This window comes from Arthrobacter sp. 05N425, from assembly GCF_056397125.1.
Genome location: NZ_JBFTMU010000014.1, coordinates 109,589 through 131,319 on the forward strand (window position 1 = coordinate 109,589; position 21,731 = coordinate 131,319).

A 21,731-nucleotide genomic window follows, 5' to 3' on the forward strand; every position below is an offset into this window, starting at 1 on the left:
GCCGGCGCCCTATGGGGGCCGGCGCCCGAAAGGCAGCGTCAGGCGCCGCGGTGGCCGGCGAAGAATTCCCGCAGCAACCCGCCGCACTCCTGCTCCCGGACCCCGGCGTACACCTCCACCCAATGGTTCAACCGGCGCTCGCGGAGTATGTCGAACACGGACCCGGCGGCCCCGGCTTTCTCGTCCCACGCGCCGAAGACCACCCGCGGAATCCGCGCCAGCACCACGGCGCCGGCGCACATGGCGCACGGCTCCAACGTCACCACCAGGGTGCAGTCTTCCAGCCGCCAGCCCTCGTCGGCTGCGCCCTCCAGCGCCCGCCGCTCGCGCAGCCGGGCCGCGGCCTCCCGGATCGCCACCATCTCGGCGTGCGCCGTCGGGTCCCCGAGTGCCTCCCGCTCGTTGCGCCCGGCACCGAGCACCGAGCCGTCCGGTCCGATCACGACGGCGCCGATCGGCACGTCCTCGGTGGCCAGCGCCCGGCGCGCCTCGGCAAGGGCCAGGCCCATCCATTCCGCATGGCGTGGCTCGGGGGTAGTCATGGCTCAATGATAGTTTCGACCCTAAGCAAGCTGTGCACTTAAGCGGGTGCACCGGGAAGTCGGGAGAGGGCATTGAGCACCAAGACTGAGAGCTGGCTGATGCGGCGCTGGGGAAAGTGGGTGGTGCCCTATGCCGCACTCTGGATCACCATGCTGATCGGCGGCGTCGTCGTCGTCGCCCTGGCGCTGACGAGCGCGGAAGTCTACGACAACGTCGTGGACGACGCCGGCCTGGCAAGCCTCGACAAGCCCACGCTGGGGTTCATGCAACAGCTGCGCAGTCCCGGCCTGGACGCGTTCGTCACCGGGTTCACCAATATTGGCGGTGGAATCGGCATGCCGATCCTGGCCAGCATCCTGACGGCATGGCTGATCTGGGTCTCGCGGACCTGGCGGCCGCTCATCCTGATCGGCGGAGCCGCCGCGGTGTCGATCACCGCTACGACGGTGGGCAAGAAACTGATCGGCCGGGCCCGCCCCGACTTCGCGGACGCGGTGCCGCCTTACGAGACGTCGCCGTCGTTCCCCAGCGGCCACACGCTGAACACCACCGTGGTAATCGGGCTGGTGGTCTACCTCGCCTGCCTGCAAGTCAGACGCACCATAGCCCGCGTCGGTTTGATCACCGCGGGTGCGATCTTCATCCTTGCGATGGGCATGAGCCGCGTCTTCCTGGGCCATCACTGGATGACCGATGTGATCTTCGGCTGGGCCCTGGGGCTGGGCTGGGTGGGGATCGTGATCCTGGCCCACAGGCTGTTCCATGTGCTGCGGCACCGGGAACACACCGGCCCCGCGCCGACGTTCGACAACGATGCGCACCTGCGCGACGGCGCCCCCGCCCGCGGCCGCAAGGGCAGCACCGCGGAGCGGACCGCCGACGCCGATACCCCGGACCCCGCGGGACGGTCCTGAAGGTCCGGGTGGTAGTTTTGACCCATGCGCACTCTCGTTGTCGACCACCCGCTGGTCGCCCATAAACTCACCGTTCTGCGGGACAAGAACACCCYGTCCCCGGTCTTCCGCCAGCTCACCGAGGAGCTCGTCACGCTCCTGGCCTATGAGGCAACCCGGGACGTCCGCACCGAGCCGGTGACCATCGAGACGCCGGTCAGCACCACCGTCGGCACGGCTTTCACCAAGCCCACCCCGCTGGTGGTTCCGATCCTGCGCGCCGGTCTCGGCATGCTGGAGGGCATGACCAAGCTGGTGCCCACCGCCGAGGTCGGCTTCCTGGGCATGGCCCGGGACGAAGAGACCCTGGACATCATCACCTACGCCGAGCGCCTCCCGGAGAACCTGACAGACCGGCAGATCTTCGTCCTGGACCCGATGCTCGCCACCGGCGGCACCCTGCGCGAGGCGATCAAGTTCCTCTTCAAGCGCGGCGCGTCGGACGTCACCTGCATCTGCCTGCTGGCCGCCCCGGAGGGCCTGGCCAAGCTGGAAGAAGAGCTCTCGGACGCCAACGTGACCATCGTGCTGGCCTCCATCGACGAGAAGCTCAACGAAAAGTCGTACATTGTGCCCGGGCTGGGCGACGCCGGAGACCGCCTGTACGGCATCGCGGTCTAGCCGCCGGCATGCACTGCTGCCCTCGCGGGTAGGGCGGTTGAAACGTCCCCGCGGTCAAGGGTTCCGGCGTAAGGCGTCCGGGACTAGCCTGTGCCCATGGACTGGAAACTTGAACTCGTGTTTGTCCCCGTGTCGGATGTGGACCGGGCCAAGGACTTCTATGTGAACAAGGTCGGCTTCAACGCCGACTACGACGAACGGCCCACGCCAGGCATCCGTTTCGTCCAGCTGACCCCGCCGGGTTCCGGGTGCTCGATCGCGATTGGCGAAGGCCTCAACGACGCCCCGCCCGGCACCGCCCCCGGCCTGCAGCTGGTCGTCAGCGACATCCAGGCGGCGCACCAGCAACTCAAGGCCAACGGTGTGGACGTCAGCGACATCGATGTCCAGGACTGGGGGCATTTCGTCTACTTCGCCGATCCCGACGGCAACAAATGGGGGGTGCAGTACATTCCCAACCGTCCGAACGGCTAGCGCGGCGGCGCGGTTCCGTAGCGCGGCCCGTATTCCGCAGGCGGCGCGGCGGCAGGCGCACGTGAGGCCCCGGATCCAAGGATCCGGGGCCTCACTCATGGCATGCAGCCTCGGCCGCGCTTAGTACCAGTTGTTCGCGTAGTGGAAGTTCAGGGCGCCGCACGGTGAACCGTAGCGGTCCTGCACGTACTGCAGTCCCCAGTTGATCTGGGTCCGGTAGTTGGTCCGGTAATCGGCGCCGGCGCTGGCCATCTTTTCGGCGGGCAACGATTGGACCACGCCGTAAGCGCCGCTGCTGGCGTTGGTAGCCGTGGTCTTCCAGTCGGACTCCCTGGTCCACAACTTCATCAGGCATTGCATCTCGCTCGGGGCCCAGCCGTGGGCGGGCAGCTGAGAGGCGGCGTAGGCCTGCGCACCGGCGGGGTCGTCAATGGCGACCGGCTTCGCGGGAGCAGGCGCCTTGGCAGCCGGAGCCGGCGCCTTGGCCGCCGGGGCCTTAGCGGGCTTGATTTTGGAGGCCTGGGCCTCCACGCTCATCGGGGCGGGCGAGGTGGGCGTGTTGCTGCCGACGCGTTCGAAGTCCAGGGTCTGCAGGGACGCGGCCGTGTCTTTCGACGCTTCGGCCGTATGCGCTGCAGTGCCGGAGGCCTGGCCCGCGGCCCCTGCCCCCAGCAGGACGGCGAAAGCGGTGGCTACGACGGCGGCGCGCTTGCCGTTGGTCCGGGCACGGGGCCTGGACGGGCTCGAAGTGTGCTTCGCCGGCTCGGCGCGGTGGCGCGCGCGCTCGGCGTCGGACGTGCGTTTAGCGCCTTCTGGGCGCGTGGGTGCCTTGATTTCAGTCATGTTCGCCTCTCAACGCCTACGGAGTTAGCTGTCGGGTTCGGATGCGAAATCCGGCCGCACGGAATATCGACGTGGCGGCTTAACCCCAAGGGTGCATGGATGCAGAATGCCCGGGAACTCTGGGTTCCCCGTCTCTGCCTGGTCCATGGGAATCCGGGTAGCGGCAGAGTTTGGCGTCAGCCCGGACACGCGGCCAGATCGATGGCCGCACCCTAAAACGGTACCGGACTTTCAATCAGATGTCACATTTAGGTAACGGCGGCCCCCTGCTGCGGAGCGGCGTCTTGCCTTCACGACCGCCGCGTGGGTGCCCGTTTCGACGGTTCCGTGCCCGCTCGACGCCGGTAAGCATCGAGCGCGGCGGAGACGGAGGCAAGCGGGGGAGAGGAGCCTACTTCGCCAGCTTGTACACGGTGGCGTTCCCCACGGTCTGGGCCTGGTAGTTGGCCGCGACCCAGCTGGCGACCTCGGAGTTGCCGCCGCGGCCCCCGCCCAGGCCGCCCATGCCGCCGGAGATGAAGTAGCCGATCTCGCCGCGGTCCACCATCGCTTGGAACTGCTCGAGCGTGGGGTACGGGTCGCCGCCGTTCCAGCCGCCCAGCGCGATCACATTGGTGCCGGTGGCGAGTTCCAGGCTGGCGGCCTGGGTGGCGCCGGAGACAATCCCGGACCATTTGGCGCCGGAGGACTTCAGCAACGCTGTCAGCTCGGCCGACGCCGTATCCGCGCCGGGTCCGCCGGGCCCGCCGGCGGCCGCCCCGCTGGAACCGAGGATCCCGCCGTCCGGCCTGCCCGCCGCCCCGAAGCCGCCGCCCATCGCGGACGCGGTGGGCCCGGAGGTGGGGATTGACCCCGAATGCGCCTGGGCCGCCGTCGCCAGCGTCCAGGCGGTGGTCCCGAGCCCGCCGGCCAGCAGTGAAAGGACCACGACGCCGGCCGCAGCGGCTTTGCGGAGCCGGGCCGGGAGCGCCGCCAGGCTGTCCACCCGGAGCAGCAGCGCCGCGGCGGCCAGCACGCCCAGGACGACGGCGATCACCCGGAGCCCGGGCAGCCATGCCGGGTCGCGGCCCAGGAGCACGGCGGACCAGACCGAGGCAGCCAACACCGTCACGGCCAGGACCATCCGAGCGGGCCAGTGGGTCCGGCCGCGCCACAGTTCCGCCGAGCCGATGCCCACCAGGGCCGCGACGGCGGGGGCCAGTGCCACGGCATAGTACGGATGCACGGTGCCGCTCATGAAGCTGAAGATGCCTGCCGTGATCAGCAGCCAGCCGCCCCAGAGCAGGAGCGCGGCACGGGTGGCGGAGCTCCGGGCCTCGCGCCGGGTGAACCACAAACCTGCCACCAGCAGAACCAGGGCCGCCGGCAATAGCCAGGACACTTCGCCGCCGAAACTGGTCCCGAACATCCGGGTGATCCCGGCCGCGCCGCCGAAGCCCACGTTGCCGTTTCCGCCCGGGCCGCCGGCATTTCCGAAAGCATTTCCACCGGGCATCCCGCCGCCGGACCCGGTGATCCGGCCCAGGCCGTTGTAGCCGAAGGTGAGTTCCAGGAAGCTGTTGGTCTCCGACCCCGCCATGTACGGCCGGGCCGAGGCGGGAGTGAGCTGGAACAGCGCCAGGTAGCTGCCGGCCACGACGGCGATCCCCGCCGCGGCGGCGAGGAGGTGCAGGAGCCGGCGGCCGAGGGTGGTGGGTGCCGCCCACAGGTAGGCTAGGGCCAGTCCGGGCACTATCAGGAAGCCCTGCAGCATCTTGATCAGGAACGCCAGGCCGATTACCGCGCCGGCTGCGGCGAGCCATTTCCAGCCGGCCTTTTCGATGGCGCGGGTGGTGAGGTAGGCGGCCAGCACCAGGCACAGGGTGAGCATGGCGTCGGGGTTGTTGAAGCGGAACATCAGGGCTGCCACTGGGGTCAGCGCCAGGGCGCCGCCGGCCAGTAGGCCCGCCGCGGGACCGGACACGCGCTTGACGGTCAGGTACAGAAGTCCAACGGCGGCCACCCCCATCAGCGCCTGGGGAATGAGCATGCTCAGTGCCGAGAAACCGAAGATCCGCCCGGCGAGGGCCGGGATCCAGAGCGCGGCCGGTGGCTTGTCCACCGTGATGGCGTTGCCCGCGTCGAGGGAACCGAACAGCAGCGCGGTCCAGTCCTTGGTGCCGGCCTGGATCGCTGCGGCGTAGAAGGAGTTGGCGTAGCCGGTGGCTTCCAGGTTCCACAGGTACATCACTGCGGTGAAGACCAGCAGCAGGGCCGCCGAGGGCCGCACCCACCACCGCTGTGGTCCGAACAGCAGGCGTGCCCGGCGGTCCTGCGCGGCGGGCGCTCGAGGAGCTGCCGGGCGGGTCGCCGTCGTCGGGTGTGCGGGCGCCGATGCGGGCGTGCTGCCGGCCGGGCCGCCGGTGGCGGGGTCGAGGGTTGCGGTCATTTACTTGGCCGTTTCTGTGTGGGGGAGGGCTGAGGCGTTGGCGTTGGCGTCGGACGCCGGAGCATAGGGAACGGCGCCGGGGGCCGGAGGAATGGGGGCGCCCCGACGGCGGAAGACCACGTGCCGGAACAGCAGGAATTTGATGGCGGTGGCGGCCAGGTTGGCGGCGGTCACTGTGACCAGTTCCAGCCAGCGGTCAGGGGTTCCGCCGGACGTGCCGTGGACGAAGGCGAGCGCACCGGAGGTCAGGGCCAGCCCGATCCCGAAGACCAGCAGCCCCTCGAAATGGTGGCGGGCCGCCTGGCTGCTGCCTTGGATGCCGAAGGTGAAGCGCCGGTTCGCCGCGGTGTTGGCCACCGCGGTAGTGAGCAAGGCAAGGAAGTTGGCCAGCTGCGGGTCAATGATTCCCCGGCAGAGCACGAAGATCAGCAAGTACGCGAGGGTCGAAGCCACCCCGATGCTGCCGAAGCGCACGAGCTGGCCGAAGAGGCTTCCGCCGGGGCTTTGTTCCTGGGCCCGGGACGAAGCCGGCAGCGGTCCGCGGGCCAGGGCGGACCGGAGTTCGGGAACCGGGATCCGGCCCGAGAGCAGGTCCCGGCTCAGCCGGGCCATGCCGCGCAGGTCCGCGATGGCCGTCTGGACGATGTCCACGCTGGAGTCCGGGTCGTCGGTCCAATCGACCGGGACTTCGTGGACGCGCAGGCCGCACCTCTCGGCGAGTACCAGCAGCTCGGTGTCGAAGAACCAGGCGTTGTCCAGCGTGTGCGGGAGAAGCTGCCGGGCCACGTCCGCCCGGATGGCCTTGAAGCCGCACTGGGCGTCGCTGAAGTGGGCGCCCAGGCACGACTGCAGCAGCAGGTTGTAGCTGCGCGAGATGAATTCCCGTTTGGGTCCGCGGACCACATGCGAGTTGTGGGTCAGCCGGGTCCCGATCGCGAGGTCCGAGTGCCCCGAAATGAGCGGGGCCAGCAGGGGGCCGAGCGCCGCCAGGTCGGTGGACAGGTCCACGTCCATGTACGCCAGGAGCGGCGACGGCGAGGCAAGCCACACCTTGCGCAGCGCATTCCCGCGGCCTTTTTCGGCCATGTGGACGACGTTGATCTCCCGGAGCTCACGGGCGACGCGTTCCGCCGTCTGGAGTGTTCCGTCGGTGCTGGCGTTGTCCGCCACCGTGATCCGAAAGGAATGCGGGAAGCAGCCGACAAGGTAGGCGTGCAGCCGGCGTAGGCACGCTTCGAGGTCACGTTCCTCGTTGAACACCGGAATGGTGATATCCAGGACCGGTGTGGTGGTGCGGGTGTCGATGGCTGAACGCAGCCTCCCGGGGCCGGTGAACGCCGGGGTCAACGGGCCCGGCCCGGGCGGCGCGGCCGGGCCGGGCGGCGTCGCCGTGGAGTGGGGCTGTGGTCCTGGGGCCTGGTCTGTGAACGTCATGGCTCAACTTTCCCGGCGCCCCATATGAGGGCTTTAGGGTCAAGCTGTGCGGGGGCTGTGGAAGTGAGGACCGGCGCCGCCGTGCCGGCGTCCGGACCAGAGCGGCGGCCCGCTACGCCAGCGGAGGCGCCGCGGGCAGCCGGACGGCGAACTCTGTCCGGCCCGGCCGGGACGTGACCTCGACGGTCCCGCCGTGCGCCTCCACAATTGACTGCACAATCGACAAGCCCAGGCCGCTGGTGCCCTCGGAAGCCGCGGCCGCTGTCGCGACCGCCGACGTGCCCTCACGGCTTCGCACCGGACGGGCCGCGGGACCGGCGGCCGGGTTGGTGCGCGCGGCGTCGGCCCGGGCGAACCGGGCGAAGACCCGGCCGAGGAATTCGGGAGCGATGCCGCTGCCGTTGTCCGTCACGGTGACCACGGCGCTGCCGTCAGCCGAACGCGTGACGCCCGTGACCACCTTCGTCCCGGGGGCCGTGTGTTTGCGGGCATTGGACAGGAGGTTGGCGAGGACCTGGTGAAGCTGGGTCGCGTCCCCGCGCACCACCACGGGTTCGTCCGGGAGCTCCAGCTGCCAGAGGCGGTCGGGTGCCATGACTTTCTCGTCGCTCACCGTTTCGACGGCCAGCTGGGTGAGGTCGACGTCGGTGACCTTGAGCGGCTGCCCCTCGTCCAGCCGTGCCAGCAGCAGCAGGTCCTCCACCAGGGTGGTCATCCGCTCGGACTGGCTTTGGACGCGGGCTAGTGACTTCTCGCCGTCGGGCGTGAAATGCTCGGTCATCCGCATCAGCTCCGTGTAGCCGCGGATCGCGGTGAGCGGGGTGCGGAGCTCGTGCGAGGCATCGGCGACAAACTGCCGCACCTTCATCTCGCTCTCCTGCCGCGCCTCGAGGGCGTTGGAGACGTTGTCCAGCATCTGGTTCAGCGCGTAGCCCACGCTGCCCACCTCGGTGCCCGGATGGGCAGCCGACGCCGGGACCCGCACGCCCAGCGCCACCTCGCCGGCGTCCAGCGGCAAACGCGAGACCTTGGTGGCCACCTCGGAGAGCTGTTCCAGCGGCTTCATGGTCCGCCGGATGAGAGCGGTGCCGGCGAGGCCGATCAGCACGAGGCCGCCCGCCGATACCACCCCCAGGGTCCAGACGAGCGAGGCCAGCGTGTTCTGCTTTTCGTCCAGTGGGAGGCCGGTGACGATCACGTCGCCATAGGGTGCGCGCACAGCCGTCAGTCGGTAGTCGCCGGCCGAGAGCGTCCGGTCCACGGGCACGCCGTTCGGGGTCAGGGCCAGGAGGACGGCGTTGTCATCGGAGGACAGGCTCTTTCTGGTGGCGTCCCCGGCCAGGAAGCCTGCGCTGGCCACCGTGCCGGCCAGCAGCCGGGCGTTGAGCGTCCCGATGCCCTGACCCCGGGCTTCGAGCGGGTCAGGGCGCCTTCCCGCATCGTCCGGGGAGGGCCTGCCGAACTCGCTCGACCGGTGGGATGCCTGCTCCAGCTGGGTGTCGAGCTGCCGGGTGAGGAAAGCGTCCATGGAGGCGTAGCTGAAGACTCCCACGGCGCCGCAGATGGCCACGAGCAGCGCCATGGCGACGAGGACCAGCCGGGTACGCAAATGCCACGTGGCCGGGTTGCGCCAGTCGCGCCCGGGTACGGGTGTCACGCCGGAAAGAGCGGGCACGGATCAGTCCGCCGGTTTCAGCACGTAGCCGGCGCCGCGCACCGTGTGGATCATCGGTGCGCGGTTGGCGTCGATCTTCTTGCGGAGGTAGGAAATGTAGAGTTCCACGATGTTCGCCTGGCCGCCGAAATCGTAGTCCCAGACCCGGTCCAGGATCTGGGCCTTGCTGATGACCCGTTTGGGGTTTTCCATGAGGTAGCGCAGCAGCTCGAACTGGGTGGCGGTCAGATGGATATCCTCACCGGCCCGGGTAACGTCCCGGGTGTCGACGTTGAGCACCAGGTCACCCACCACGAGTTCGGCGGTGTCCATGGCGGCCACCCCGGAGCGCTGGACCAGCCGGTGGAGCCGGAGCAGCACCTCTTCCATACTGAAGGGCTTCGTGACGTAGTCATCGCCGCCGGCCGCCAGCCCGGTAATGCGGTCCTGGACGGCGTCTTTGGCCGTGAGGAACAGCGCGGGAACTTCCGGCGCGAACGCGCGGATCCGGCTGAGCAGTTCGACGCCGTCGAACCCGGGGAGCATCACGTCCAGCACGAGCACGTCGGGGCGGAAATCCTTGGCAAGCTTGACCGCTCCGGGGCCATCCGCCGCCACAGCCACGGACCAGCCAGCCATCCGGAGCCCCATGCTCATGAGCTCCGACAGGCTGGGCTCATCGTCCACCACCAGCGCGCGGATGGGCGAGCCGTCCGGATGCGTGAGCTGGGGCAGGATATTGGTCATGGAGTGCGAAGTGGCCATGGGACGACTCTCCGATCTGCCGTTGAGGCGCGGCTTTGGGGACCCTGTGCGGCACCTGTGAATCTCAGACTACCGAGCTGGAAGCCGCCCCGGGAGCGGGAGGCCTGGTTCGGTACGGCTGCCGACCGGACGCCCGGTCCCGCTGAAAGGTCACAGGCGCGGCTGTTGGCCCGCACAGCCCCGGCACAGGACCGCTTACCACGCTGGGGTGGACACAAATCCGCACCCCGACAGGAGAAACACCATGAGCGGTCAGCAGCCCGAATCCGGTTCCCGCCCGATCCCCGAACCCGTCTCCGACGCCCCCACCCCGGCGGCGCCCGCGCCCGTCACCACGCCCTATGCCGCCGCGCAGCCTGCCGCCGGGCAGCCGGCGGCCTCGCCGGCGGAAGCCGGACAGCCAGCTGACGGTGGGGCCCCCGGCTGGGGTGCGCCGGCCGCCCCGGGCTGGGGTGCGCCGTCGGCCGCAGCCCGGCAGACCTCGGCGGGGAAGCCGTGGACCCTCAAGCGGGGACTCGCCGTCGCGGGCGCTGCTGTTGTGCTGGCAGCCGGCGCCGGCGTCGGCGTGTATGCGCTCAGCTCAAGTTCGGCGGCGGCCAGCGGGACCGGGGTCGGGGCAGCCGGCGGGCCCGGCAGCGCCAGCCAAGGCTCCTTCCCGGGGATGCCGGACGCCCCGCAAGGAGGGGTCGCGGGAGGCGGAATGTCCGGGCAGGGCGGTCATGACGACTTCGCAGCGGGCATGGGCGGCCTGGCCGGCGGGCTGTCCGCAGCTGTGCACGCCGAATACGTCGTGCTGAACGGAAGCGAGTACACCGCCATGGCCGAGCAGCTGGGAACAGTGAGCCAGGTCAGCGCGTCCTCCGTCACGGTCAAGAGCAGTGACGGGTTCACCCGGAGCTATGCCCTCGGCAGCAACCCGGTGGTGAGCAACATGGAACAGCGGCGCCAGCAGGCCGGCGGCACAGGCTCCCAGATGAGCGTTGCGGACATTGTCGCCGGCGGGACCGTGCGGGTCGTCGCCGCGAAGGACGGATCCGGTTACACGGCCTCGTCGGTCCAGATTGTGGCGGCCACCGCCACCGGCCAGACCAACTGACTTCCGCAAACTTCCGCACCGGGCACACTGCCGGGCCACGCGGCCCGGCAGCGTGCCCACTCCTTGGACTACTGGCGGTGGCGGAACTCTTCCGGATGGATTCCGCCATTGATGCCTAAAGTGAACGTTTTCCGGCCTGAGGGCCAGAATGGCGAAGAATCTTCGGCAAGGAGCGCCAAAGAGCCGTTCGGTCGGCAAAACACATATTGATTCGCCTGCTTATCAAAATTGTGATTTACACTACAATCGCCATTTTCGTCTCACGATGCGGACTTTGGAGTCCATTGTTACTTGCTAGTTCTTATTGTTACGTTGCACACTTCAATTGTGAACAAGAACTCAACAGCACCTGCAGCCGCAGCTTCCTGGATCAGCGCACCAGCTGGTACTGAGATGCCCTGTTGTCGAATGCACGCCTAACTTCTACACCCCAGAACGTTTCTAGGCATTCGCCCCCAGCCCAGCGTCGGGCGCCCCTCCCCAGTTCTCATTGCGGGGAAATTAGCATTCGAGCCGCGATGACGGCCATTCACATTGAGGTAAGCATTCCATGTCAGTTGCATCCGGATACGTCCACATCTCCGTCCGTAACGCCAACAAGGCCGGCCAGAACGGCCTCCGCCAGGGCTTCGGCGGCCGTCCGAGCTTCCCCGCCGGATCCGGCAACAGCTTCCCCGCCCCCGGCTATGCCGCGCAGGGCTACAACCCCAGCTCCTACGGCCAGCTCCGAGCCGTCCCCGCCGCCGAGCCGGCCCCGGCCACCGCACCGACCCCGGTGATCGCCTCCGGCAACGGCAGCCCGGTCCGCCCCGTGCCCAACGACAACGTGGCCCGCGGCTTCGTGCTCTACATGGGTATTGACGAGGAGACTGCAGCCGCTGCCGGCACCTCGATTGCCAAGCTGGCCCAGGAAATCCGCGCCTACGCCCAGTCGCTTGTGGCCGGCGCCGAAAGCTATGCCGCCGTCGCCGTCGCCCCGGCGTCCGCGCCGGGTTCCGCGCTCGACGTCGTCCGGTCCACCTTCGGCGATCCCACCGCCGGTGCCCGCCAGCGCGCCGAGAACGCCCGGCTGCAGCAGCCCCAGGACCCGCGCCCGTCCGGCGTGCTGATCGACCTCGCCCGCCGCGAAGTGGCGCTCGACGGCGAATCGCTGAACCTCACGTTCAAGGAATTCGAGCTGCTCAACTACCTCGTGGAGAACGGCACCCGCACCGTGGGCCGCGACGAACTCCTTGAGGGCCTGTGGCGCAATGCCGAAGAGGTCCCCAACGAGCGGACCATCGACGTGCACATCCGCCGGCTGCGCTCCAAGCTTGGCCGCCTGGCCAATACCGTGCGGACGGTGCGCGGCCAGGGCTACCGGTTCTACGAGCACCCCGAAGTCGTAGTCTGGGCCGCTCCGGAATACTCCATCTAGCTCTTAGCTTCACGCAAAGCGCCCGCCCCTCCTTTGGGGCGGGCGCTTCCGCTTTCGCGGCACGATAGTCACGCGCGCCCGACGGCATTTTGCCGTGCCTTAGACACCTCCCTCGTTCCTCGGTCGGCGATGCGGCACTACGCAAAACGCCGCCGTCCGCGCTGTCGGGATGCGCCGCTGCGCTGCAGCGCCCTCGCAACACGAACTGACATTCCGGAGCACGGATCGACGGAGTATGTGCCTCCGCGGGGTTTGGACTCTGTTGCGTTTGGGGGCTTCGGCGTAGTCTCGGTCCCGTCGATCCGACTATTGGGAGGAAACATGTCCGTTGCACGCATTACTACCCTGAGCTCCAACTCCAAAACCTCGTTTGACGCCGCCATCAAGGAAGGCGTCGACCGGGCCAACAAGACCTTGAGGAATGTCACCGGGGCATGGGTCAAGGAGCAGAAAGTTGAAATCAGCGACGGCGCCGTCGTGGCCTGGCATGTGGTGCTGGAAGTGACCTTCGTCCTGGACGACTGACAGGTCGCCCGCTGTGGAGCGCGCTCGTGGCCAAGCCGGCCGCACTAGGATTGAGCCATGAGCGCGCATCACATCAAACGTCTGGTGCTCATGCGGCACGCCAAGGCGGACTGGCCGGGCGGCGTCGCCGACCACGAGCGGCCGCTCGAAGAGCGCGGGCACCGGGAAGCGCCGCTGGCCGGGAAGTGGCTCCTTAAACACGGTGTGGTCCCCGACTTCATCCTCTGCTCCAGCGCCCTGCGGACGCGGCAGACCTGCACCTGGGTGTGCAGCGAACTGGGGGACAAGGCCCCGACGCCGAAACTCGAGGACGGCCTTTACGGCGCCTCGGCCCTGCGCATGTTGGCGGTTATTAACCATGTCCCGGACACCGTCACGACGCTCATGGTGATCTCGCACATGCCCGGTGTGCAGGACCTGGCCATGCATCTGGCCTCCCGGGACTCCAACCATGACGCCTACATGGACGCGGCCACGCGCTATCCCACCAGCGGCCTAACGGTCTTCGAGACTGAGAAGTCCTGGGCAGAGCTGGACGGCCAGGACGCACGGCTGACCCACTTCAAGGTGCCCCGCGCGAAGTAGCAGGCCAGTGCACCGGCCAGCCGATGGTCAGCACTCTCATTGTGTTGTTTACTGATGCTGTTATTGCTTTTACTGCCGGTGTTTTCTTAGCGACCGAGGGAAAAGGTGGATCACCGTGGATTCAGGACAGCTCGTAGGAATCATCGTCGGCATCGTAGTGGTGCTCGCGATCATCGCCGTGGCAATGTATCTCAGCCGCAAGCGCAAGACGGAGGCTGACCGGAACCGGGCCGCCGAGATGCGCGAAAAAGCGGAGGCCGACCAGCTGGCTGCGAGGGACCATGAGGCCAAGGCGGCGCGGGCGGAAGCCGACGCAAAGGCCGCCGAAGTCGAAGCCGAGCGCCTCCGCATGCAGGCCCGCGGCACACAGCAGGAGGCAGAGACCGTCCGTGCCGGTGCCGAGGAGCAGCTCCGCCGGGCCGACGATGTCGACCCGGATGTCGTAACGACCGAACGCGGCGATGACCAGGCCCAGGAGACACGCACCCACGATGCCCACCCGCACGAGGGACTTCACCCGCACGAGGAACTGCGCCGGGACCGGGGCGAGCGCGATCGCGCGGCAGGAACCGGCGACGCCGCAGGGTTCCGCGAGGAAACGGTGGCGGAGCGCCGCGACACCGAGGACCCGCACGGCGAACGGCCGCGCAATCTCTGAGGCGCGGCAACGGCGACGGCCGCGGGTGCGATGACCCCTCGACATTCCGGGCTTGCCCTGCTCGTCGCCGTCTTGTGGGGCGTCAACTTCGTTGCCATTGACCTTGGCCTGCACCCCGACGGCGCGCAGATGCCGCCGCTGCCGTTCGTGGCCATGCGCTTCGCCCTCGTGGTGTTTCCCTGCATCTTCTTCATCCGCAAGCCGGACGTCAGCTGGAACGCCATCATCGGCGTCGGGCTGCTGATGAGCGCAGGCCAGTTCGGCCTGCTCTACCTGGCCATGGCCCTCGGCATGCCCGCGGGCCTGGCCTCGCTCGTTCTTCAGGCCCAGGTCCTGCTGACGGTCCTGCTGGCGGCGGGAATCCTGGCCGAACGGCCAACCCGGAGGCAACTCGCCGGCGTCGTGCTGGGGATTGCCGGGCTCGCCGTGGTGGCCGTAGGCCGCAGCCTCGTGGCCCCGCTGCTGCCCCTGCTGATCGTGCTGGCCGCGGCTCTGTCCTGGGCCGGGGGCAATATCGTGGCGCGGAAAGCGAAGGCCGCCTCCGGGCTCGGGCTGGTGGTGTGGTCCGGCGCGGTGGTCCCGTTGCCGCTGGCCGGACTCTCACTGCTGGTGGACGGGCCGGCGGCGGTGTCGGATGCCCTGGTGCAGCTGCAGCCGGTGACGATGCTCAGCGCGCTCTACACTGCCGTGTTCGGCTCCCTCGTCGGGTACGGCATCTGGAACCGCCTGCTGGGGCTCTACCCGTCCTCCGCCGTCGTTCCCTTCACCCTGCTGGTCCCGGTGGTCGGCATGACAACGGCCTGGCTGGTGCTGGCCGAGGTGCCCTCGGCGGCGGAAGTTGCCGGCGGACTGCTGCTCCTGGCCGGCGTGGCGATCGCCGTGCTGCGGGGTGGTCAGCGCCGGGTGGGGGCTTTGGCGGCGGGGCGGGCCGGGGCCTTGACCGCCGGTTTCGCCGGCGCCTTGGCAGCCGGCTTGGACCCCGACGACGCCGCCGGTGACACCGGCCGCTTGCCGGCCGGCACGGCGGAACGTGGCGCCGAAGCCCGCGGAGCGGCGGAGCGCGGAGTTGCGGGCCGTGCCGCGGAGGCGCGCGGCGTCGCGGACCGTGGCATCGACGCCCGGGCGGCAGGGCGGGCAGCGGGTCTGCGGGGCGCCGCCCCACTGGACGCCGAAGCCGGGCGCCGGGACGCATAAGGGGCGCGGGGTGCGGGTCGGCGGCCGGGCAGGACGGTGCCGGCGAGCAACAGGACCAGCGTGAGCGCTCCGGCGGCTGCCGAGAGGTAGAAGTACAGGTCCGGATGCTCGGTATCAACGTTGGTGGACAACGCGTTCGGATCCGGGTTGAAGGCCAGCCCCCACTGGCGCAGGAACGCGATGCCAAAGGCGATGAAGAGGATGCTGCCGACGCCGCTTGCCAGCAGTGTCTTGTACCGCCGTCGGACCAGCACCTCGGCCACGGACGCCACATAGGCGACGGCGGAGGCGGCGAGGAACCAGAGCCCCACCGTTTCGTGCAAGGTGACGCCGGTCAGGGCCAGCAAGGCCAGAGCGGCAAGGGATGCTCCGATGGCAGTCTTGCCGCTGTTACCCATGTGGTGCATGTGACTAATCATCCCCGAGCGCGACTACTTCACAACGTAGCCACGCATGATCGCCATGATTGCGGCGACACTTTGCGCCCGGGTGCGTTCGGGGTTGTAGGTCTGCCGGTCCAGCCCCACGACAAAGCATGCCCCGAAGATGGCCGTCTCCAGGCTGCCGCGGGACAGCTCGGGATCCACCGGGTACTTGGTGGCCACGGCCTCGATAGCGGCGCCAATCACCCCGAGCAGCCGGCCGCGGAGCTCGGTGAAGGTGTCCTGCCACTCGCTGGGCGTCCGCCAGTTCTCGCTGACCCACAGCCGGGCGAAGGAAGGGTATTCGGCCATGAAGTCCATCGCCTGGCCGATCATCTCGTCCATCGCCTCCAGCGGGTCCGCGGACCCGTCCTTGACGCTCAGCAGCCGTGCCATCAGGATGTCCACACCGTGCCGCAGCAGTTGGGCGATCAGATCCGACTTGCTGCCAAAGTTGTAGTACACCGTACCCTTGGAGACCCCCGCGGCCGCGGCGATCTCGTCGACCGTCACGCCGGCGGCCCCGCGCTCGCCGATCAGCTCCATCGACGCCTCGAACAGCTTCTGCTTGGTGGCGTTGGTGCGTCCGGGCCGCAGCTTCTTCCCTGCGTCGGCGGCGGTCGCCACGTCCACGCGGGGCTTGGTGCTCATACGGCGATCTCCGGCTTCAGGGTCTTGAGGGTCCAGAACTTGTGTTTCCGGACGGCGACGGCGGACATGGCCAGTCCCAGCAAAGTGTAGCCAACCAGGCCCAGCATGGTGGGCAGGATGCTGGCCAGATCGGCTCCGTAGATCAGGTGCCGCATGCCATTGACCACATAGCCCATTGGCAGCAGCTGGTGCACCACGTGCAGTGGCTCCGGTGTGGTCTGCCAGGGGAAGGTGCCGCCGGAGGAGACCAGCTGCAGGACCAGCAGGATCAGCACCACCAGCTTGCCGGGCGAGCCGAGCAGCGCCACCACACCCTGGATGATCGCACTGAAGGCCATGGCAGCTGCCAGCATCAGGACCCACATCAGCACGGGATGGGCGGGATCGAGGCCCAGCCCCACATCCACCACGAGGGTCAGCAGGCTGGCCTGGACCGCGGCAACCGCCAGGAACGGCAGCCAGCCCCCGACGGCGATCTTCCACGTCGGAGCGTTGGACGCCAGGGCGCGCTGGGTGACCGGCCGCATGGCCTGGATCAACATGAAGACACCGATCCACAGGGCCAGGGTCAGGAAGAACGGAGCCAGTCCGGCCCCATAGGAACCCGCCTTGGCCTGCGAGACGTTGCTGACGGCCACGGGGTCCGCCATGACCTTGGCGAGGCTGTCCTTCTTTGCATCGTTCGGGTTGGGTACCTTGCCCGCGCCCTTGGCCAATTCGGTTGCGAGGGTCCCGGCGCCGTCGGACGCTTTCGCCGAACCGCTCTCGAGCCGCGCTGCGCCGTCGTCGAGCTGCTGGGCGCCCTGGGCGAGTTTTTCCGCGCCGGCCAGGGCGTTTTGCTGACCGGCGGCGAGTTCCGCGGTGCCGCCGGCGAGCTGATCCGCCCCGGCGGAGGCCTTCCCGACGGCGTCGCTCAGGGCCGGGGCCGCGCCCGCCAGCTGCGCGGCACCCGCGCTGACTGCGGCGGAACCGTCCGCCAGCTGCTGCACCTGGGCCGCCGCGCCTTGGAAAGCGCCCGCCGCTCCGGAAGGCGCCGGCGCGGTGTTGGCGTCGTAGTCGGCCAGGATGGCATCGGCCTGGGCCTGGGTAATGACGCCGGCGGCGACCAGGCGGCCATTGGAGGCCACGACCCGGCCGCGCTGGGCCTGCGCCGCGGCCTGTTCCGCGGACGCGAGCTGGCCCGCCATGCCTTGCAGCTTCGTGTTCAGTGCGGCGTTTCCGGCGGCCACCTGGGCGGCGCCGTCGGCCAGCCGCTGCGTATCCGCGGGCAGCGTGGATGTCTTGCTGTTGAGCTCGCGCAGGCCGCCGGCGAGCCGCCCGGCCCCGGCGTTCAGGGTGTTGGCCCCGTCGAGGAGTTTGCGCTGCCCGGCCACCAGTTCGCCGGTCCCGTTCCTGAGGGAGGAGGTGCCCTGGTGCAGGCTGGCCGCGCCGTCGTGCAGCGAGGACACCCCGCCGGCGAGGTCCCGCGCGCCGTCGGCGGCTTTGAGCATCTGGGAGTGGATGGTGCCGAAGCCGGTGAGGAGCTGGTTGGCGGTCTCCTGGCCCACTTCTTTCGCCACGGTCGAGTGGACGGCGGTGGTGAGCTTGTCCACGATCGTGCCGAGCAGGTAGTTGTTGGCGTCGTTGGTGGTGACGTTCAGCATGGCCTGGTTGGCGGCGTCGAAGCTGCCCGGCGAGACCAGGTTCGCGGAGAAGTCCCGGGGGATCTTGAGCGCGAACGCGTACTGGCCGCTGCTCACGCCCTGGTCCGCTGCCTCCGCGCTGGAGACGGTCTGCCAGTTGAAGACGTGGCCCTCGACGAGGCTGTCGGCGACCTTCCGGCCGGCCTCCAGCCGGGTGCCGTCGGCGGAGCTGGCGCCGGTGTCCTCCACCACCAGGGCGGCGTCGATCTGGTTCAGCTTGCCGTAGGGATCCCAGTTGGCGTAGAGGTACACCGCCCCGTAGAGCAGCGGCACCAGGGTTAGCGCCAGGATGGTCAGCTTCGGCAGCAGGCCGCCGGTCATGCGTTTGAGTTCGGAACGGGCCAGCCGCAGCACGGTCATCGGGCATCCTCGGTTTCGCGGTCGTGGTGGACATCCGCCGTTTCCGGCGCGGGGACGGCGTTGCCGATCTCCGCGACTGGACCGGTCCAGTCCGGCGGGAGGCTGCCGATGGTGGCGACGACGGCGAGCGGACGGCCGCCGTCGTACGCCAACTCCTGAAGCCGCGGCAGCCAGTCGGCCGGATCGCCGCTGTGGCGGTCCGGGGAATCGACCACCAGCAGGTCGGTGTGCGGATTGGCCAGGGCCAGCGCCGTCAGCAGCTCGAGACGGCGGTCGGCGGGCAGCTCCTCGGCCCAGCGCCCGGCGATGTCCTCGAAGCGGTTGACCTTAAGCCACGGCGTGCTGAGCAGCGCGCCGCGGTAGCGGCGGGGGATCAGGGCGAGGTCCTCGGTGACCAGGTCGCGCACGCTCAGGTGCTGCTCCGGCTCGTTCACCCCGGGGGCGTCGACGACGGCGCTCGCCTGCCGCAGCTGCTTGATCCGGCCGCCGCCGTCCCACTCGAGGCTTCCGGCCGAGGGCTTCATCCGGCCGCTCAGGGTCAGGGCCAGGGCGGTGCGCTGGTCCTGGCGTTGGCCGGTGACGAGCAGGAGTTCACCCCGGGCCGCCTGCAGCGAGGTGGGCGGGAGCAGGTAGTCCCGCCGGCCCTTCACGTGAAGCTGTTGAACGCAGAGCAAGGAAAGCCTTTCGCAGAAATGATCTACTCCAAGGCTAACTAAACTGACCGGTCAGTTCAAATAGATGTGGGCAAACAGACACCGGGGCCCCGAAACCGACGGTTCCGGGGCCCCAAGTGTCTGTTCGCGCTTAGAGGCCGTACTCCTCGAGAAGCCGCAGCCACACCTCGCTGATCGTGGGATAGGACGGGACGGCGTGCCAGAGCCGGTCCAGCGGGACTTCGCCGACGACGGCGATGGTCGCCGCGTGCAACAGCTCGGCAACATCCGGCCCGGCGAAGGTGGCGCCCAGCAGCACTTTGCGGTCCTCATCGACCACCAGCTGGGCCCAGCCCTTGTAATGCTCGGAATGCAGCGAGGAGCCGGCCACCTGGATGGGGAGCTGCACGGAGGTGGCCCGGTAGCCGTCCCTCTCGGCCTGTTCCAGGCTGCGCCCGACATTTGCCAGCTCGGGGTCGGTGAAGACCACATTGGGGACGGCGTGCTCGTCCGCGGTGTGGGCGTAGCGGCTCCACGGGGCCGGCTCGCCGGTGAGCGTGCCCTTGGCGCGGGCGGCAATCGCGTCGCCGGTGGCCCGCGCCTCGTATTTGCCCTGGTGGGTGAGCAGGACCTTGCCTGCGGCGTCGCCGACGGCGTAGAGCCACGGGCTACTGTCGTTGCCGTCGGCTCCCCGGACGAGCCCGCTCGCGTCCGTCTCGAGCCGCGGGGCCTTCCCGTCGTCGGCGGACAGGCCCACGCTCTCCAACCCGATGCCCTCCACGGCGGGGTGCCTGCCGGTGGCGACCAGGAGCTTGTCCACCGTGACGCTGCCGCCGCCGTCGAGCGTCAGGGTCAGGGAGCCGTCGTCGTTCTCATGGACGCCTTGGGTGCCGGTGCGGAGGTGGAGTTCGACGCCGTCGGCGCGCAGCCCCGCCTGGACCAGCTCGGCCGCCGGGGCCGGAAAAGCTCCCAGCAGCCCGCCGCGGGCCACGACCGTCACGGTCGACCCGAGCCGGGCGAAGGCCTGGGCGAGCTCCGTGCCGGCCACGCCGCCGCCGAGCACACCGAGCCGCGCCGGGATCTCGTGCGCGGAGGTGGCCTCCCGGGTGGTCCAGAAGTCGACTTCCTCGAGGCCTTCGATGGGCGGGATGGTGGGGCGCGACCCGGTGGCCAGCACGATGGCGTGGCGCGCCACGAGCTTGTAGCTGTTGCCGTCCACGCCGGCCACCTCTGCCCGGCGGGCCCCGGTGATCCAGCCGTGGCCGCGGAGCAACTCGATCCCGGTGTCCTCGACCCATTTGACCTGGCTGTCGTCCTGCCAATTGGAGGTGAAGTAGTCCCGCCGCTTCAGCACGGCCGCGGCGTCGAGCACCCTGGTGACCGCCTCCCCGGCGCCCGGCACGGTCTGGGCGCCATGGAGTGCGGTGCCGGGCCGGAGCAACGCCTTCGATGGCATGCAGGCCCAGTACGAACACTCGCCGCCCACCAGCTCCGCCTCCACCAGGACGGCCGTCAATCCGCCCCGGACCACGCGCTCGGCCACGTTCTCGCCCACCGCGCCTGCCCCGATCACGATGACATCGAATTCACGCTCAAAGTGTGCCGTCATGGCAACAGCCTAACCCCGCCGGGAGGGGCTTTGACGGGACACTGGGCAGGAGGTGGGACGTCCGCTACCCTGAGGATCACCTTTGGGGAGGAGTCCAGCCGTGTGCGCAGCCAATTCGGACGCGGGCGACGCCGGGCCGCCGCGCCGGTTTGGCGCGCAGGCCCGGCTGCGCGCCCTGCAGGCCGACATCATCGAGCTGATCCTCGAGCGGGAGCTGGAACCCGGCGACCCGCTGCCCACCGAAAACGAACTGGCGGCGCTGCTGGGGATCGGCCGGAACACGCTGCGGGAGACGCTGAAGGTGCTCCAGGCCCTGGGCGTGATCGAGATCCGGCACGGCTTCGGCATGTTCGTGGCCGCGAGCAACTTGGAGGCTCTGGTTGGCGGGCTCAGCTTCCGGGCGCGGATGTCGCTGCGGCACCGGGGGCGGGAGGCGCTCGAGCTGATCGAGGCGCGGCGGCTGCTGGAGTCGGGGCTGATCGGCGCGTCCATGGCGCGCATGACGGCGGACCACCTGACGGGACTCGAGGCGGCGGTGCTGCGGATGGAAGAGCTGGCCGGGTCCGGGGAACACTTTGTCGAAGCCGACGCCGACTTCCACCGCAAACTGTTCGAGCCGCTGGGCAATGAGCTGCTGCTGGGCTTGGTGGACGCATTCCAGGCGGTCTACCGCCGGATCCAGCTTGAACTGGGCGGCGACGCCCGGCCGGCTGCCGCCGACGTCGAACCTGTCCGAGCCGACACCGCCGACGTTGGCACCGCCGACGTCGGCATTGCCGCGGGGGCTGCGCTGCACCGGGGCATCTACGCGGCTGTGGCGGCGGGCGACGCCGTCCTCGCCGCGGAACGGCTGGGCAGCCACTTTGACGGGATACGCCGGCGTATCGCGGCTGCCGTGGGGGAGTAAGTCGCCGGCCGTGGCCCGGTTTCCGCTACCGTTTGAGACCGGTGCGGCCCGGATCGGACCTGCCTCTGTCCGGAACCGCCGCGGATTTCTGAAACAAGCCGGGAAAGCAAAAGATCCGCACCGGCGGACCGGTGCGGATCTTTTCTATCTGTGCGCCCAAAGGGATTCGAACCCCTGACCTTCTGTTCCGTAGACAGACGCTCTATCCAGCTGAGCTATGGGCGCATTCTCGGCTCTTCGGGAACTTCTCGCTCCCC

General features: G+C 69.3%; 19 protein-coding genes, 1 tRNA gene, 1 pseudogene and 1 riboswitch. Of the genes and pseudogenes, 10 read left to right on the plus strand and 11 right to left on the minus strand.

Translation table 11 applies throughout. From position 1 onward, the window contains the following. Positions 1-38: 38 nt before the first annotated feature. Entirely contained in the window at positions 39-542 is a 504-nt protein-coding gene (locus AC1DGE_RS14775) for a nucleoside deaminase (RefSeq protein ID WP_476917690.1), read from the minus strand. Between the two features lie 99 nt (positions 543-641). Here AC1DGE_RS14775 and AC1DGE_RS14780 point away from each other — a divergent pair, with 99 nt between their 5' ends. The 3 genes from AC1DGE_RS14780 (at position 642) to AC1DGE_RS14790 (ending at position 2,591) form a co-directional block, all read left to right on the plus strand. After that, entirely contained in the window at positions 642-1,457 is an 816-nt protein-coding gene (locus AC1DGE_RS14780; RefSeq protein ID WP_441419060.1) for a phosphatase PAP2 family protein, read from the plus strand. A gap of 24 nt (positions 1,458-1,481) precedes the next feature. Next, on the plus strand, positions 1,482-2,117 hold the full coding sequence (upp, locus tag AC1DGE_RS14785; RefSeq protein ID WP_476917691.1) for a uracil phosphoribosyltransferase: 636 nt from the start codon (positions 1,482-1,484) through the stop codon (positions 2,115-2,117). 96 nt (positions 2,118-2,213) lie between these two features. Beyond that, the gene (locus AC1DGE_RS14790; RefSeq protein WP_476917692.1) at positions 2,214-2,591 is read left to right on the plus strand and encodes a VOC family protein; all 378 of its coding nucleotides are present in this window, start codon (positions 2,214-2,216) and stop codon (positions 2,589-2,591) included. 120 nt (positions 2,592-2,711) lie between these two features. On the opposite strand, the gene AC1DGE_RS14795 is transcribed toward AC1DGE_RS14790, so the two are convergent. From AC1DGE_RS14795 to AC1DGE_RS14815, 5 genes are all read right to left on the minus strand, one after another. Beyond that, entirely contained in the window at positions 2,712-3,434 is a 723-nt protein-coding gene (locus AC1DGE_RS14795) for an aggregation-promoting factor C-terminal-like domain-containing protein (RefSeq protein ID WP_476909022.1), read from the minus strand. Continuing rightward, a riboswitch (cyclic di-AMP (ydaO/yuaA leader) is annotated at positions 3,433-3,613 on the minus strand. Its footprint overlaps the gene before it by 2 nt. 212 nt (positions 3,614-3,825) lie before the next feature. Continuing rightward, entirely contained in the window at positions 3,826-5,862 is a 2,037-nt protein-coding gene (locus AC1DGE_RS14800; RefSeq protein ID WP_476892827.1) for a glycosyltransferase family 39 protein, read from the minus strand. Further along, complete coding sequence (locus AC1DGE_RS14805) at positions 5,863-7,296, minus strand: bifunctional glycosyltransferase family 2/GtrA family protein (protein WP_476892826.1); 1,434 nt, start codon at positions 7,294-7,296, stop codon at positions 5,863-5,865. It lies immediately after the preceding gene. A 112-nt stretch (positions 7,297-7,408) separates the two neighbouring features. After that, positions 7,409-8,953: a HAMP domain-containing sensor histidine kinase gene (locus AC1DGE_RS14810; RefSeq protein ID WP_476892825.1), complete on the minus strand. Its 1,545-nt coding sequence runs from the start codon at positions 8,951-8,953 to the stop codon at positions 7,409-7,411. A gap of 21 nt (positions 8,954-8,974) precedes the next feature. Then, positions 8,975-9,715, minus strand: a complete 741-nt coding sequence (locus tag AC1DGE_RS14815; protein WP_476892824.1) for a response regulator transcription factor — start codon at positions 9,713-9,715, stop codon at positions 8,975-8,977. A 244-nt stretch (positions 9,716-9,959) separates the two neighbouring features. On the opposite strand from AC1DGE_RS14815, the gene AC1DGE_RS14820 reads away from it, so the two are divergent. The 6 genes and pseudogenes from AC1DGE_RS14820 to AC1DGE_RS14845 all read left to right on the plus strand — a co-directional run. Further along, positions 9,960-10,811 carry a hypothetical protein gene (locus AC1DGE_RS14820; RefSeq protein WP_476892823.1) on the plus strand — a complete coding sequence of 284 codons (852 nt, stop codon included), beginning with the start codon at positions 9,960-9,962 and terminating at the stop codon, positions 10,809-10,811. Between the two features lie 550 nt (positions 10,812-11,361). Next, positions 11,362-12,228: a winged helix-turn-helix domain-containing protein gene (locus AC1DGE_RS14825; protein WP_441419001.1), complete on the plus strand. Its 867-nt coding sequence runs from the start codon at positions 11,362-11,364 to the stop codon at positions 12,226-12,228. 321 nt (positions 12,229-12,549) lie between these two features. Further along, entirely contained in the window at positions 12,550-12,753 is a 204-nt protein-coding gene (locus AC1DGE_RS14830; protein WP_146335814.1) for a dodecin family protein, read from the plus strand. A 57-nt stretch (positions 12,754-12,810) separates the two neighbouring features. After that, a complete protein-coding gene (locus AC1DGE_RS14835; RefSeq protein WP_138767460.1) occupies positions 12,811-13,338 on the plus strand; it encodes a SixA phosphatase family protein in 528 nt (175 codons plus the stop codon). A 115-nt stretch (positions 13,339-13,453) separates the two neighbouring features. Next, complete coding sequence (locus tag AC1DGE_RS14840; protein WP_476917693.1) at positions 13,454-13,996, plus strand: hypothetical protein; 543 nt, start codon at positions 13,454-13,456, stop codon at positions 13,994-13,996. 30 nt (positions 13,997-14,026) lie between these two features. Continuing rightward, positions 14,027-14,896 (plus strand): annotated as a pseudogene (locus AC1DGE_RS14845) (EamA family transporter); the annotation flags it as partial. Positions 14,897-15,621: 725 nt separating this feature from the next. Here the strand turns inward: AC1DGE_RS14845 and AC1DGE_RS14850 are convergent. The 4 genes from AC1DGE_RS14850 to AC1DGE_RS14865 form a co-directional block, all read right to left on the minus strand. Next, on the minus strand, positions 15,622-16,263 hold the full coding sequence (locus AC1DGE_RS14850) for a TetR/AcrR family transcriptional regulator (RefSeq protein ID WP_476917694.1): 642 nt from the start codon (positions 16,261-16,263) through the stop codon (positions 15,622-15,624). Further along, a complete protein-coding gene (locus AC1DGE_RS14855) occupies positions 16,260-18,305 on the minus strand; it encodes a YhgE/Pip family protein (RefSeq protein ID WP_476917695.1) in 2,046 nt (681 codons plus the stop codon). Before AC1DGE_RS14855 ends, AC1DGE_RS14850 begins: the two co-directional genes overlap by 4 nt. Continuing rightward, positions 18,302-18,979: an ABC transporter ATP-binding protein gene (locus AC1DGE_RS14860; protein ID WP_476892819.1), complete on the minus strand. Its 678-nt coding sequence runs from the start codon at positions 18,977-18,979 to the stop codon at positions 18,302-18,304. Before AC1DGE_RS14860 ends, AC1DGE_RS14855 begins: the two co-directional genes overlap by 4 nt. 130 nt (positions 18,980-19,109) lie before the next feature. After that, positions 19,110-20,567: a dihydrolipoyl dehydrogenase family protein gene (locus AC1DGE_RS14865; RefSeq protein WP_476909033.1), complete on the minus strand. Its 1,458-nt coding sequence runs from the start codon at positions 20,565-20,567 to the stop codon at positions 19,110-19,112. Positions 20,568-20,667: 100 nt separating this feature from the next. Between AC1DGE_RS14865 and AC1DGE_RS14870 the strand changes: the two genes are divergently transcribed. Next, positions 20,668-21,474: a FadR/GntR family transcriptional regulator gene (locus AC1DGE_RS14870; protein WP_476917696.1), complete on the plus strand. Its 807-nt coding sequence runs from the start codon at positions 20,668-20,670 to the stop codon at positions 21,472-21,474. Between the two features lie 151 nt (positions 21,475-21,625). On the opposite strand, the gene AC1DGE_RS14875 is transcribed toward AC1DGE_RS14870, so the two are convergent. Beyond that, positions 21,626-21,699 (minus strand) — tRNA-Arg (locus tag AC1DGE_RS14875). Positions 21,700-21,731: the final 32 nt, after the last annotated feature.